Origin of the sequence: Pseudomonas sp. NBRC 111119 (genome assembly GCF_001320125.1) — a bacterium.
GTDB classification, from domain to species: Bacteria; Pseudomonadota; Gammaproteobacteria; order Pseudomonadales; family Pseudomonadaceae; genus Aquipseudomonas; species Aquipseudomonas parafulva.
In genome coordinates, this window is record NZ_BCAV01000026.1 from 24220 (window position 1) to 37088 (window position 12869).

Here is a 12869-nt window from a genome sequence, read left to right on the forward strand (position 1 = left end):
CCCGCCCCATTGCCTTACTCGCCGTCTTCTTCAGAGCCCTCCGCATCGTCCGGCTCGTCAGAATCCCCAGCGAGATCGTCGTCCTCGTCATACGCGGACAGTCTCCTAAGTATCGATTCGATGGGTTGGCGAATCAGCTGGTCGTCGATCTGCACGCCGTACCGAGCCGACAACGTCTCGGCCAATTCGTCGGGCAGCGTGTTGAGCAGCTCGATCTTGGCGGCGGTGATCACCGCCTCGAAGCGCTGTACCAGGTCGGCTTCGATCACGACCTCGCCCAGGTCTTTGGCCAGCGCCAGTTCTTCGCGGTCGCCCCTGATTCGGTCCAAGCGGTCGCGGGTGGATTCCTTCTTGCCGTTGAGCGCGGCTTGGCGCATCAGCCAGTCGATCACCACCTGCGTGTCGTACTGGTTTTCGTTGCCGCGCCCTACGCCAAACTCGATGACCGGCATGCCGTCTTTTTGCCAGCGGCTGAGCGTGCGTTCGTCACGGCCCACGATCTCGCTTAATTCAAGCTTGGTTACTGTCTTGCCCATCGCTAAGTCCTTGAAAAGACGGACATCCCTGTTAAAACTCCAGCTGCAGGGAAACCGCGAGTCTGCGCACCCGTGTAGGGGACGGCCCAGGGGGAGGACCCAAAAATCGGCGGGCGCTGCCCGACCCGGCCATCCCGGGCGGGTGTCACTGCCCCGCCTCGCTGCCGGCTGGCGGCACCTGCGCCAGACCCAGCCGCTTGGCGGCCCAGCGCTCGTAAAGATTGATCGCCACATCGGCGCCGGCCATGGCGGTCAGGCATCCGACCGCTGCTGCCGCCCACACCGAAACACCCAACGCATACAGCAGCATGTTGGTCGACAGCCCACAGGTGACGCAGGCACCAGACCGCAGTGCCAACCGGCGAACCAGTCCCCACCCGCGAGCGCCCGCCTTATCGGCCCGCCACATTTCTCCCGAAACACCACCGACCAGGGACAGCACAATCACCATCCAGATCGGCAGTTCGGCTAACGCTTGTTGCTCGCTGTTCATTCAAGCCTCGTTGGCAAAGCAAAGTGCCGGAAAAAGAAAACCCCGCCGGTTAGCAGGGTTCTCGATGCACCGATAGGTCGGGGCCGGTTGCACAACACAGTGCTTGTGGGGGAAGCGCCTAAGCGCACTTTTGATATCGTGGGGACTTTTTACAGGTCACCGGAAAAACCGAAAAGGGCCTATTTTCGGTACGTCGCAATGTGGTGACTATCTGCCATCCATGTTGCACGCAAGTCGCATACCCACCCGACGAACGGTCTGTTGCCGAACGCGGCCTGCGCGGGCGGCAAGCACAGAGAAGACCTGCAGATGCAGCGCCTTCACCCAGTTCCGATAGGTGCGGTCGGCGTGCTCGCCCAGTCCGACCTCCCGCATCTGCACCCTGATGGTGGCCAGCTCCATGTATCTCAGCTCGGCCAGCTTGGCCAGCGTTGCTCCGCGTTCGTCACGGCGGGCTAATTCGGCCACCGCCGCATCGACTTCGGCAGCGGCATGGTCCAGGCCTGCCCCTGATACCAGTATCCGCGCTCCAGAAGTACCGGTGCGTGGCGCCGAACCCTTCCATTCCATGATGGTACCCATCTGGCTGCCGATGCTTGCTTCAAGCCCAAGCTGCCTACGCTGCTCCCCCCAATGCTGCATCAGACCGGCCACAAGGTGCAGCCGCTCGGTTTGGTTAATCAACTCGGCCATCTCCTTGATGTGCTGGGCCAACTGCATCTCGCGCTGAGTGCTCCCGCCTGCGTCCATGTTCATCGTTTTACCTCCAAATCCAGCACCCAACACACATTTGGCCAACCCCACACAGACCCAACACACTCGAAACTCAATGAATTCAGAGGATTAGAGATACCTGTGTTAAGTGTGTTGGGTGTGTTGGGTTTTTCAGGACTCGCATGGAGATTTTTTCCCTCTGTGATTTCGGGGGTTGATAAAGATCGTATGCGCGCACGCGTGCGCGAACCCAACACACCCAACACAGGCTGACCGCAACCCACGGATTCCGGGGGTTGCATGTGTGTTGGCTTGATAAAACCAACCCAACACCGACCCAACACACCCAACACACTTGCTGACGCACTCATGCAGCCACCCTTTTTATGTGGTCCCAGGCTTCCACCGTCCAGCCTGCGAGCTTCGCTCGCTCACGCCATTCGCGAACATTCTTCCCCAGCACGGCCGCATTCAAGGATGGGGGCAGGGAAGGATCGCCATCTGTGGGCATGAAGAACGCTGCGAATCTACGGGTTGCACACTCTGTGGAGCAGTCTGACCAAGGGATAGCTCTCGTCTTCTCCACCTTCGCGCTCAGCATCAATGAGAACTTGGTCTGGCTCATGGCGTGTTCCTTGTTGTGAGCACACCATTCGATGAACATGGCGTAAACGTCCGAGGTCAGGCAACAGCCCCAAAGACCGTACCCAAGCTCGCCGTTGCGCCAGAGGTAGTAGAAGGTTTGCCAGGCTGTGCGACTCAGCTCGACCAGCCGCTGGCGGGCCTCCGTCTTCGGTGGGCGTGTTCGTTGATTGAAGTCCTCGAGGTCAACGTCTAGAAGCCATCCATACAGAGCAGCCACGCCGCCCTTGGCCAACTCTGCAGCAATGGCTTTCTGACGCTCAGGTGGCAGCGTTTCCAGAGGCCACATCACCAGCATTCGGCGGTCGTCTTCACTGATCGGCCACGGCATGATCTCGTTGCTCAGGAATGCAGAGTTCATGTGGTTGGACTCTTCCCAGCCGTTAATGAACTTGGACTCCATGCGTACCGTCTTGCCGGTAATCATGTGCTTGATCTTACCGACCTGGTTATAGCGCTGATCTCGGCTCACAACCTCTTCGAATACCGCCCACAACTTGCCGCTCTGCCAGGCGTTGAAGTTACCTTCCAACTGCGCCTGCCCTACCGTAGCGCTGTACCTGCCATACAGCTCGCCCATGATGTCTGCGAACAGCAAGCTCTTACCCGAGCCCTCCATGGTCGAATGGAACAGGATCGCCGTATCCATCTTCGCGCCCATGTGTTGCAGCGGGTAAGCAAGCCACTTGATCAGCCAATCCAAGGCTTCTTCGTCATTGTTACAAAGGAAGGCGATCAGCCAGCGCAGGTTCTCGCAGGCAGCGTCATCGCGCACCGGGGTGAGTGGCAGGCCCTCGAAGGTGTTGATGTAGATCGCAGGGTCTTTAGTCATCGTCGGGTCGAACACGATGTGGTCAACGTCCACCACCCGACGATCAGGGCTGTTCAGCCAGAGCTGATAGGCATCACCCAAGGCCATCTTGACGCTACCCTCGGGCAGGCGCCGCTTCTTCTCACGGTCCCAGGCCTCTTTCGTACCGTCGATGTAGATGTACCGATCCAGCGGCTCAAGTTTCAGCGCACCGCCCTTCTTGCTGGACATCTTCCGAGCCTGTTCAAGCTCCGTCACCTGCTCAGAACCGATCAGCTTCTTGTCAGTGCGCTCTACCCACTCCTTAGCCAGCGGCTTCCCAACCAGGGCTTCGAACCCTGCCCGCTTCATCGCCCTACCCTTATCCAAGTCCCATACGCTGGTGGTGCCTTCCACCAGGGCGAACCGGCGCATCGCACCGTCGATATCCAGGGTGTCCCCCCCGCTCCCCCCTTTGGCCGAGGAGCCGGCCGGGCTGGGGGCTTCTTCATCCGATGGGGCGTGGGGAAGTTGCTCGGCATCACCGTTCCCGGGCGGAGGCTGTTCGGCCTTCTCAATCACAGATGGGGTGCGGGGAAGTTCGCCTAATGGCGGAGGGGCCGGCGGTCGAGGCTTCGCATCCAAACCGAGGATTTGAGCCGCTGCCCTAGTCGCCGCCCTTTGATCACCGTCGTGCATAAGGATGCAGAAGACATCGAACGCATCATTCTTGTGTCCGTTAGCCAACGGATCCGATGTGTGATGCGAATAGAGTTTGCCGTCCGTGATCGTCACCCCTGGCTGGCCTGAACTGCTGTGCGGGCTCAGCCACTTGCCATCGATACGCTTGTAGCCATGGGCTTCGATCATGGTTGCAATGTCGTGGACCCGATTGAACTCAGGAATCACCTCTGGAAGCCGGTCAGCTGACCTAGCCGTTGGGGATGTTGGCCTCGCATTAGGCCGAGAAACCGACGGAGGCTTTGGCGCTTTCGGCTTCCACGGACACACGTCTTCTCCCTGTACCTTGAAGGCATCCCAGTCCTGCCAGATCTCTAACAGATCGGTCGGCAATTCAGGCAGCCCTTCTGCAGCCGGCGGGGTCTTCCACGTGTAAGGCTTACCAGTACCTGGGTGTGTGGATGGCGGCAAGACGTCCTGCACCAAACCGCCACGCAACTCGAACACGGTCACCTTCTTGAATGGTTCAGCCGCCATGCGGAACGCTGCTTCGCGGGCCGCGTCACCGCTCTCCATGGCAGCCTTTACTTGCGCCATCAACCCCTTGTAGATGGTGCCATCAGGGTCATTCCTGTTCGGCCACACCAGTGCGTGGCGGCTTAATTCCACGCCCTCAGGCACACTAAACATCACGCGGAAGCGTTCAGGGTTTCCGACAGAGGTGGGATATTCCTCAGCCAGGGCGTCAACATTGAGACCCACTGTTTGCTGAAGGACCAGCCGCGTTAGCTCGACGTCGTCAACATCGAGCGAACAGACACGACTCGGCCCAAGCACAACACCGAGGTTATGGCTCGGGTTCGCGGTCCAGAACGCCTCTGCCTTCGACGGGTCGGTGAAGTACCCGCCAGGCTTGTTCCAACCAGCGCCCTTTGGCCCTTTCTCACCTGGCTCAATCGGAACGAGTGCGAGATCGAAGGTTTCAATGTAACGCCGCGCCCAATCAGCGGTTGCGCGTGTTGGGCGCTCGCTCATCTCCGACGCTCCCGCAGGCTCTGGCAGTCGATGCAGGTTTCGCAACCTGCAACCGATTGCTGTCGGGCCAGAGGTATCGCTTCATCACAGTCCTCGCAGAACTGTGCGCTTGGCTTGTCGGGAAGTCGAGCAAGACGCTGCAATGACAGCTGCAGGAAGTACTCGGCGTGGTCGTTTGCAAAATCAACGGCATCAGCCATGGGCTTCGTCCTCCATGGCTTGGCGGGCCCCGGCCATGATGGCCAGGACTTGGCGGATCACATCCATCCCCCGGTGCTCAAGGTCGAGCACTTCGGTTTCCGTCCAGACGTTGTCAGCAGCTCCGTCGTGCAGGCTACCGACGAATTCACCGGATTCTTCCAGCAGCTTGGCAACTGCGTGGAGCGCTGCATTCGTCGCGGGTACAGGCTCTGGCTGATACCAGACAACGCCAGCTGGACGGACAAGGGCATCAAGCAGGCGGGGGTCTGCAGTCCAGCGAACAATCTCCTCGATTTCGTCCGGGCTGGGCCAACGCCGCTCCTCAGTGGGATGAAGCTTCTTCTGCAGGGTGTCCACATCCATGACCATGTCGAAGGCCAGCTTTGTGATACCACCGTGATAGTCGCGACCGGCGCGATAGAGCGCCTGGCGCAATGCGAGAACCGGACCCGCGTCCGGCAGTAGATCGATGCGACTCATAACCGTAAATCCTCGGTTTACGGTGTAGCCACAGGATGGGGGGAAGCCCTATCCTACAGCCACGACCGTTGTGCTGTGCGTAAATCCGCGCTGTGCTGTGCGTGCACTGCATTCGGTAACAGTCATCCGGCTTCACTTGTGAGAGAGGCTGCCGGGCGACGGGAGTGATGGTGTTTTGCACTGTCATAGCTGGGCCGGGAGGTGAGAGTCCTGGCTCAGCGGTCTTACTTTTTTTCCTGTCTCAAATACCCCCAATCAATATCCGGGCGGAGCGACTCACATCGAATCTCCCCTCCTGTTTCTCGATCCAAACTGACGGCCAGTCCCGCGCTTGCCCGGCGGTTCCCATAGGCCACCTGCTTCAGCTGGCCGACGGAAGTCCCGCAGTGCTGTGCGAGGGCATCCAGCCCATCCTTGTTCATGGTCTTCAAGTATTCGCTAAGCGTCATAAGCCCCTCCATTGGCATGCAGATTAGCAATTGCTAATTAGCTAGGCAATAGCAGATCGTAATTTACTGTTTGCTAACGGAAAGCAATCATCACCGCATGGACATAAATGAAAGGCGTATCGCCTCACTCCGTACGATCATGGGCAGCATGAGCCAGAAGGAATTTGCCGAAGCTCATGACCTAGATGCGTCGTACCTATCGCAGCTGCTCAACGGCCATCGCAAGCTGGGCGAAAAAGCAGCGCGAAATCTGGAAGTCAAAATTGGACTTGCGGCAGGGATGCTGACATCTCCTCCTGCGGAGGAGCCCTCCAACGCAGCCCCGACAAACGTTGTTCGCCTGCCCACCAGGGCCACAAAGGACAAGAACTTCGTGTTGATCCCGTACCTTGATATCGCGGGATCCATGGGCCATGGCAAGGTAGCCCCAGAAATGCACATCGAAGTCATCCGCGACATGACGGTCCACCTCGACTGGCTGAGGATGCAGGGCCTCAGCTTCTCCAAAGTTGAAAACCTAGCCATCATCACCGGCGATGGCGACAGCATGTCAGGTACATTTGCTGACGGCGACGCCCTTCTTGTTGACCGGGGAATTTCCGAAGTTCGTACCGACGCTATCTATGTATTCACCCTGGAGGGTGATCTCTATATCAAGCGTCTGCAGCGCCTGACTGGTGGCCAGCTTCGGATGATTTCCGACAACCCGATCTATCCCCCCATTACTATCGATGAGTCGATGATCGAGCGCATGCACATCCAGGCCCGCGTCCTGCTGGCCTGGAACGCCAAGAAGCTCTAACCGCTGCACGTTGCTTCGTACCGGAAAGTGCCGGGGAGCAACGACGCCTCGCTAATTTAGCATCTGCTATTGATATAAAAATTAGCTTTTGCTAATTTCTGTCTGTGCCCACTCTCACACCAAGGACACAGAAAAATGAAATCAGCACAGCAAAGCGGACCGGCAGCGGTCCTGATTCATCCAACAGCTTGCAGCAGCCCTGCGCGAATCCAGGCTTTCCAGCGCAGCACTGGCTTGCAACTGATTGTCGGTTTGAACGGCAAGACTCAGGCCATCCCCGCCGATGGGGGTGCAGCATGACCGAGTTCCAGATTTCTCTGCGGCAGATCATGTTGTTGCAACGCACCTTGGATCATGGAGGCACTGCGACGTGCAAATTGCAGCGCCCTGAAGTCACAGTCGATGCGCATATCGAGATTGAAAACGACAGTACGCACCACTGCATCAAAGTGTCCGTGGGCCCGCTCAGCAGCAGCCTGAGCCTTCCTCGTGCGCTGTCCACCAAGTGTCAATCCTTAAGAGACTTCGTGCAGGACCTGGCGAATGGACGAGCTGACACCGGCGCCCAATCGGAACAAGCGCTGGCACTAATGGAGGCGCAGGTCTGCGTTGAAGAGGTGCTGCAGTCCGGTCAAACCGCCTATGTGATAGCCACCGTCAACCACCAACTTCCCCTTGGCGCGGTCGTGACCAACGACCAGGGCGACGTCTGCGTTGCTGTCACCGGTTCTAGCAAAGAGCAACTCGCAGCAGCGGTGCTGGCGAAGCTTCAGCCCGGCCCAGACGATCTCGGGAAATGCGCATGAGCACCCTGGAACAACTGCGCAACGAGTTCTCAACGCCCTGCCCAACGCTGTCCGCTGTGAGGGAGCGCTACTTCTCTCACATCGGCTCGGATCGGCGCTTTAAAGAACTGATCAGTAAGGGGCGGATTGGCCTACGGGTGAGCAAGATTGACTGCTCTAAAAAAGCCTCATACGTGGTTTATCTGCACAACCTGGCCGAGTACCTCGACCTTCAGGCAGAACGCGATAAGCAATCCGCCTGAACCAGGCGGCCCCGGCCATCAGGGGCATCCAACCCGCCATCGACTCTCACCTTGCCCGGTGGCGGGCTATCTCGGAGCACAGCGTATGCAACCGCACCAGCAAGTACTCGCTTTGGGGATCGTATGGCTAGTCAGCCTGATCGCCCTCACCTTCATCATTCCGAAGGTACGCCATCGTGCCTTCCTCCACGGCGTCGATGCGGGCAGACAGCAACAGAGAGCTGATCTCAAGCTCCAGATCAAAGGACTGCAGGATGACCTGGACGAGGCCCGAATCCAGTCCGAGGCTGGCCAACGCAAGCACCACCTGGCTGTCGCCAACCTCAAATCCAGTATCGCCGAACTGGAAGCCCGCATCATGTCGTACACCGGTTTGCCAGTGACTAAGGCGGACTACGAGAGACTGGTGAGCGCCTCGTCGATGATGCGCCTGGCTCAACGCACCTTTAAAGCCTTGAAGACCGAAGCAGAGGCAACGCGAGCAGGTGTCCAGGCTGACGCCATTGACGAGCTGGCCAAGCGGATTCACGCCCAACTGCGCAGCACGCTGGCCAGCGCCGTAAACGCAGGAGCTGCAGCATGACCATTCAGACTCCCCGCAGTTGCCTCGTCTACGGCCCGGCCGGATGCGGCAAGTCCCGCAATGCCCAAGCCATCGCAAAAGCTCTTGGCCTTAGCCAAATCCTCGACAACTGGGACGCAGGCGCCCCAGTCCCGCTGCTGGACACCTTGGTGCTGACCAACGCTGACAATCCCGCCTGGTACTTCAAAGGCCGTGTAATTACTTTCGACCAGGCCATGCAGATCACCCGCCAACAGGAAGGCCGCATGAGCACGCACCGCCATGATTGGTACATGAGCGAGGCCGACGACGGCGGCCTGTATCACTGCAGAAAGTGCAGCCGCACCCACGAAGGTTCTGTCCCTGAAGCCCAAGGCTGCTCAGTGTCTAACGCCGAACACAATGCCGTCGCTTGGCTCGGCCTGGCCGGGCTGTATCGCACTCGGTTGGAAGCCGTGCAGAACGGCGAGCAGCTCTTGGAGCCAGTTTCCGCCGACCAGCTATTCGAACTCGCACGAATTCACGTTCGGGAGGCCGGTATCAATGCTTAACCCAGCATGCACCTGGCAGCTGATCAGCCTTGCGCTTGCCGTAGCGATATTCGTCGGACTGTCCGAGCTGCACCGCAGCGGCGCCGTCAGCCACCCAGCGACAGTCACGTTAACAACCGCAAACACCGCCTCAAACCTTGAGCACCTGGCCTTGAGCCCGAACGCTCGCCGAGTCCATGAGAGGTATTCGCTGTGACCAATCCACATACCTACACCCCGACCACTCGGACGACAAAGGGCGTGCAGCCGATGTTTCGTCCTGCCATGTCGTTCATCTGCGACATCTGCGGCAACGCTCGCGTCAAAGGCAACCACAACCGTTGCTCCAAGGCACGCCAAGCAGCTGGCTTCATCATCAGCCGGAGAGCTACAGCATGACAATCGACATCATCAGACTGAAGGCTCTCGCCACTGCTGCTGCCGCAAACCAATACGACTCCGTCGCCCTGAATGACTATGGGACGGCACTACCGCCCGCAACAGTGTTGGGCTTGATCGCCGAGATCGAGCGCCACCGCCATATAAACGCCGAGGGCTGTAAGCCCGACAGCAACATCGAGCTCTCCGGCCCCCCCTGCGCCGGTGCAGCGTCTTGCCGCAGCCTCGACAAGGCGGAGGGCGAGCAGCCCGACCTCAACTTCCAGCTTCTCCTGTTGGCCGAAAGATCCTGCTCTCTACTGGAGGACTGGGTCCAACACACCAGCATGAGTGACCAGGGCCTCAACGACCAGATCAAGGAGACCCGCGAGCTGCTTGAGGCACAGAGCCCAACCTGGAGCACTGCAGTCCAAGACCTGCTGGCTGAACGGCGCCGTCAAGTTCGCGAAGAGGGCCACACCCTTGAGCGTGACGACCAATACACCATGGGGCAACTCGCCCAGGCTGCAAGCGCCTACGCATTCTGGGCTGATCCTAGGGGCGCTAGCCAAGACGATCACATCGACTACCTCAATTCAAGACCAACAGGACTCTGGCCTTGGGCGAAAGAGCACTGGAAGCCAACCAGCCCGCGCTTGATGCTCATCAAGGCCGGCGCCCTGATCCTGGCCGAGATCGAACGCCTGGATCGCCAAACGGCACGCGAGGTGCAGTCATGAACGACACCAATCGAATGGTTAGCGTGTCCAGTGAGTTACTGGAGCAAGCCCTTGACGCAGCAGCTGCTGTTGGCATGCAGGACGTAGCTGACGAGCTGGATCGCATCCTAACTCCAACAACTGCGGAATCCGCAGAGCTAACCAACGTGCTGCCAACAGTGGCTGTCGAGGGCGACCAACTGGTTATCCGCATCACCACCGAGTGCCTTTTGCACGCAGTCACTTGCGCACCGGAATGGCCGGTCGACTACAAGGGCGATCCGATCAGCATCCAGAACGGTACGTTATTGATACAGGAAATCATCCACGAACTGCAGCGTGAGGACGAGCAAGGAACCAACCAGATGCACCGTTTGCTTGACCAAGCCGCGCTGGACGCTATCAACAATGGCAGCGAGGCGGTGAGTTATGACTGATCGCATCCGGCCCCCCATGGCCTCACACAGCCTCGACCTTCCTGCCATCTGCGATGTGTGCGGCAAAGGCAGGTCGACGCGGCAACACCAGCGGTGCAGCCGAATCCGGCAACAGCGCGAGAGCGGCAAATGGGAATCGTACATGGCCAATGTGGCCGCGAAAAATCGTAAGCAGGCGCAGCACCTGCGACCACTTCGGTAAGTCGGAGACTACTCAATGGCAAAGCCACAAGTTAAACCCATCCACGAAGCAAACAAACAGCCGACCGAAGCGGTTCAACTTCTCATCACCCCTGCCGTATGGATTCGGAAGGAGTTGCTGTTCCCGGTCTTCGGATTGAGCACTGAGGCCGTACGTAAATACCGCGACCGTGGAATCTGGCTGGAAGAGAAACAATGGCGGACTGACCCAGCCAACGTCATTGTCTACAACCGTGTTGAAATCGAAAATTGGATGGCCGGCCGTCCATGAGTGTGAAACTCCCTGCAGGTGTCGACTCCCTACCAACGGGCGTCGACATCAATGGCAACCTCCTTCGGATCGCCTTCATGTACGAAGGCGAACGCCGCCGCGAGCCTCTACGCAATGTCGCAAAGATCAACAAAGCTGCCATCGCCTATGCGGATAACAAGCGCAGAACGATTCTTGCCGAGATCAAGGAAAACCGCTTCGACTATGCGGCGCACTTTCCCGACTCGGTTTGGCTCAAAGCTAGACAGGAACTTCCGAACGAGCCGGCCAAAAGAACTGTGGACGAGGGGATCGCCCAGTGGCTTGAAGTTGCCAGGGTTAAAAAGGCCCACAGCACGTTCATCAACTACAAGAGCAAGTCGGAGCACGTCAGAAGGAAGTTCACCGGCAGAACCATCGCAAGCATCCCCAAAAGCGAGCTTGAACTGTTCCAGGCCGAACTACTCACCAATGGCCTCAAACCGAAAACCGTAAACGACGTTTTCACAATTATAAGGGGGGTGTGGGGGGATGCGTTCAGCGATGAGATCATCAAGCTCAACCCCCTAGAGCGCATCGAGAACATCCAGTCTGATTGCGACAGCGAATTCGCCGACCCTTTCACCCGGAGCGAGATCGAGCGGATAGCCGCCGCCGATCCGGAGCGAATGGCAGACAGCCGGATGATCGTCTTCAACTGTTGGGCCGGGCTGTCTCTGTCCGAATTGATCGCAGCCGGTGTAGAGGACGTCGACCTGGTGACTGGCACCCTGACAATCAGGCGCGCCCTGGTCGCTGGGGAGTTCAAGGTACCGAAAGAACGCTCGCGCATTCGAACAGTGGAACTGATCGCGCCGGCCCTAGAGCTGCTGACCATGATCGTGGCGGAAGCCAAGGATGCCGAACCCACGCACATCACTGTTGTGCAGCGAGACAACATCACGAAGAAGCATGAGCGTGTCCGCTTCCTGTTCCGCAGCTCCACTAGCGGCCTGCTGTGGAACGGCAAGACCGTCAGCAACTGGTTCACCGCCCACCTGGAGAAAGCAGGCATTCGCCATCGAGGTGCTAACCAGGCACGCCACACGTTCGCGAGCCAAGCACTGTCGAGCTACGTCCCGATTGAATGGGTGGCCCGCCAACTCGGCCACAGCGACACGACCATGGTACGAAAGCACTACGGTCGCTGGATCTCGAAGGACACCAAAAGCATGGCGGATATCGTCTCCAAGATGATGGGATTTCAACAGCCTTCCGGTAAGAGCGTCTAGAGGCCTGGAGCGGCGCCAGAGGGCCTGCCAAACCACGCTCTGTACATTCATACAGTGAAAATTATTTGCTCTTTAGGCCATTGACACCCATAATTACACCCCCATATAGAAGTAATCCACAATGTATCCACAGCTTATACACAGGAGGGGTAGCCAATGCTTTCTAGCGAATCCGTAGCTAACTACTTCATCCAGAAGTCCTTCGACCGCGGAGTTCCATTAACTCCAATGCAGGTCTTGAAGCTCGTGTACATTTCGCACGGATGGTTCAGGGGATACTTCTCGCAAAATCTCATCAACGATGCTGTTCAGGCCTGGCGCTATGGCCCTGTCATTCCAGACCTGTACCGAAAGCTGAAGCATTACGGCCGGGGCACCATCGACTCGGCGATCCCGGGATACGGCGTACCGGGCGATTACCAGAACCCGCTTTCTAACCCTCATACTCTCGCCCTGCTAGATAGGATCTGGGAGATTTATGGGGGCTACACCGGGGTTCAGCTCTCGGCCATGACGCATCAAACCGGCACCCCCTGGGACCAAATCTGGCACCAATCAGGTGGCGACAACTACAGCGGCGCGATCATCCCGAATGAGCTGATCGAGCGGCATTACAAAGAAAAGATTTCTGCTTAAGCAGAGGGGCTGGC

The 12869-nt window shown here is 58.4% G+C and carries 17 protein-coding genes; 10 read left to right on the top strand and 7 right to left on the bottom strand.

Translation table 11 applies throughout. The features are described from left to right. Nucleotides 1-14: 14 nt before the first annotated feature. The 7 genes from APH25_RS11655 to APH25_RS11685 all read right to left on the bottom strand — a co-directional run bounded on the left by APH25_RS11655 (nucleotide 15) and on the right by APH25_RS11685 (nucleotide 6021). Nucleotides 15-536, bottom strand: a complete 522-nt coding sequence (locus APH25_RS11655; RefSeq protein ID WP_060482050.1) for a terminase small subunit — start codon at nucleotides 534-536, stop codon at nucleotides 15-17. Between the two features lie 145 nt (nucleotides 537-681). Then, nucleotides 682-1029 (bottom strand): phage holin family protein, encoded by a 348-nt coding sequence (locus APH25_RS11660; RefSeq protein WP_060482051.1) that lies wholly within the window; start codon nucleotides 1027-1029, stop codon nucleotides 682-684. A gap of 207 nt (nucleotides 1030-1236) precedes the next feature. After that, nucleotides 1237-1785 (bottom strand): hypothetical protein, encoded by a 549-nt coding sequence (locus APH25_RS11665; protein WP_060482052.1) that lies wholly within the window; start codon nucleotides 1783-1785, stop codon nucleotides 1237-1239. Between the two features lie 325 nt (nucleotides 1786-2110). Continuing rightward, nucleotides 2111-4891, bottom strand: a complete 2781-nt coding sequence (locus APH25_RS11670) for a bifunctional DNA primase/polymerase (RefSeq protein WP_060482053.1) — start codon at nucleotides 4889-4891, stop codon at nucleotides 2111-2113. Next, on the bottom strand, nucleotides 4888-5091 hold the full coding sequence (locus tag APH25_RS11675; protein ID WP_060482054.1) for a TraR/DksA C4-type zinc finger protein: 204 nt from the start codon (nucleotides 5089-5091) through the stop codon (nucleotides 4888-4890). The genes APH25_RS11670 and APH25_RS11675 overlap by 4 nt, the downstream gene beginning before the upstream one ends. Then, nucleotides 5084-5572 carry a phage regulatory CII family protein gene (locus APH25_RS11680; RefSeq protein ID WP_028687348.1) on the bottom strand — a complete coding sequence of 163 codons (489 nt, stop codon included), beginning with the start codon at nucleotides 5570-5572 and terminating at the stop codon, nucleotides 5084-5086. Before APH25_RS11680 ends, APH25_RS11675 begins: the two co-directional genes overlap by 8 nt. A gap of 224 nt (nucleotides 5573-5796) precedes the next feature. After that, the gene (locus APH25_RS11685; protein WP_060482055.1) at nucleotides 5797-6021 is read right to left on the bottom strand and encodes a YdaS family helix-turn-helix protein; all 225 of its coding nucleotides are present in this window, start codon (nucleotides 6019-6021) and stop codon (nucleotides 5797-5799) included. A gap of 97 nt (nucleotides 6022-6118) precedes the next feature. Between APH25_RS11685 and APH25_RS11690 the strand changes: the two genes are divergently transcribed. From APH25_RS11690 to APH25_RS11735, 10 genes are all read left to right on the top strand, one after another. After that, nucleotides 6119-6823 (top strand): S24 family peptidase, encoded by a 705-nt coding sequence (locus APH25_RS11690; protein ID WP_060482056.1) that lies wholly within the window; start codon nucleotides 6119-6121, stop codon nucleotides 6821-6823. A 296-nt stretch (nucleotides 6824-7119) separates the two neighbouring features. After that, on the top strand, nucleotides 7120-7629 hold the full coding sequence (locus tag APH25_RS11695) for a hypothetical protein (protein WP_060482057.1): 510 nt from the start codon (nucleotides 7120-7122) through the stop codon (nucleotides 7627-7629). Then, entirely contained in the window at nucleotides 7626-7871 is a 246-nt protein-coding gene (locus APH25_RS11700) for a pyocin activator PrtN family protein (protein ID WP_060482058.1), read from the top strand. Before APH25_RS11695 ends, APH25_RS11700 begins: the two co-directional genes overlap by 4 nt. Before the next feature lie 85 nt (nucleotides 7872-7956). Beyond that, nucleotides 7957-8454 (top strand): hypothetical protein, encoded by a 498-nt coding sequence (locus tag APH25_RS11705; protein ID WP_060482059.1) that lies wholly within the window; start codon nucleotides 7957-7959, stop codon nucleotides 8452-8454. Then, nucleotides 8451-8984 carry a hypothetical protein gene (locus APH25_RS25685; protein ID WP_177331172.1) on the top strand — a complete coding sequence of 178 codons (534 nt, stop codon included), beginning with the start codon at nucleotides 8451-8453 and terminating at the stop codon, nucleotides 8982-8984. Before APH25_RS11705 ends, APH25_RS25685 begins: the two co-directional genes overlap by 4 nt. Nucleotides 8985-9358: 374 nt before the next feature. Beyond that, nucleotides 9359-10081 carry a hypothetical protein gene (locus APH25_RS11715; protein WP_060482060.1) on the top strand — a complete coding sequence of 241 codons (723 nt, stop codon included), beginning with the start codon at nucleotides 9359-9361 and terminating at the stop codon, nucleotides 10079-10081. Continuing rightward, nucleotides 10078-10497: a hypothetical protein gene (locus APH25_RS11720; RefSeq protein WP_060482061.1), complete on the top strand. Its 420-nt coding sequence runs from the start codon at nucleotides 10078-10080 to the stop codon at nucleotides 10495-10497. Before APH25_RS11715 ends, APH25_RS11720 begins: the two co-directional genes overlap by 4 nt. A 217-nt stretch (nucleotides 10498-10714) precedes the next feature. After that, nucleotides 10715-10969 (top strand): hypothetical protein, encoded by a 255-nt coding sequence (locus APH25_RS11725; RefSeq protein WP_033741372.1) that lies wholly within the window; start codon nucleotides 10715-10717, stop codon nucleotides 10967-10969. After that, entirely contained in the window at nucleotides 10966-12219 is a 1254-nt protein-coding gene (locus APH25_RS11730) for an Arm DNA-binding domain-containing protein (protein WP_060482062.1), read from the top strand. The genes APH25_RS11725 and APH25_RS11730 overlap by 4 nt, the downstream gene beginning before the upstream one ends. 156 nt (nucleotides 12220-12375) lie before the next feature. Then, complete coding sequence (locus APH25_RS11735; RefSeq protein ID WP_060482063.1) at nucleotides 12376-12855, top strand: Panacea domain-containing protein; 480 nt, start codon at nucleotides 12376-12378, stop codon at nucleotides 12853-12855. Nucleotides 12856-12869: the final 14 nt, after the last annotated feature.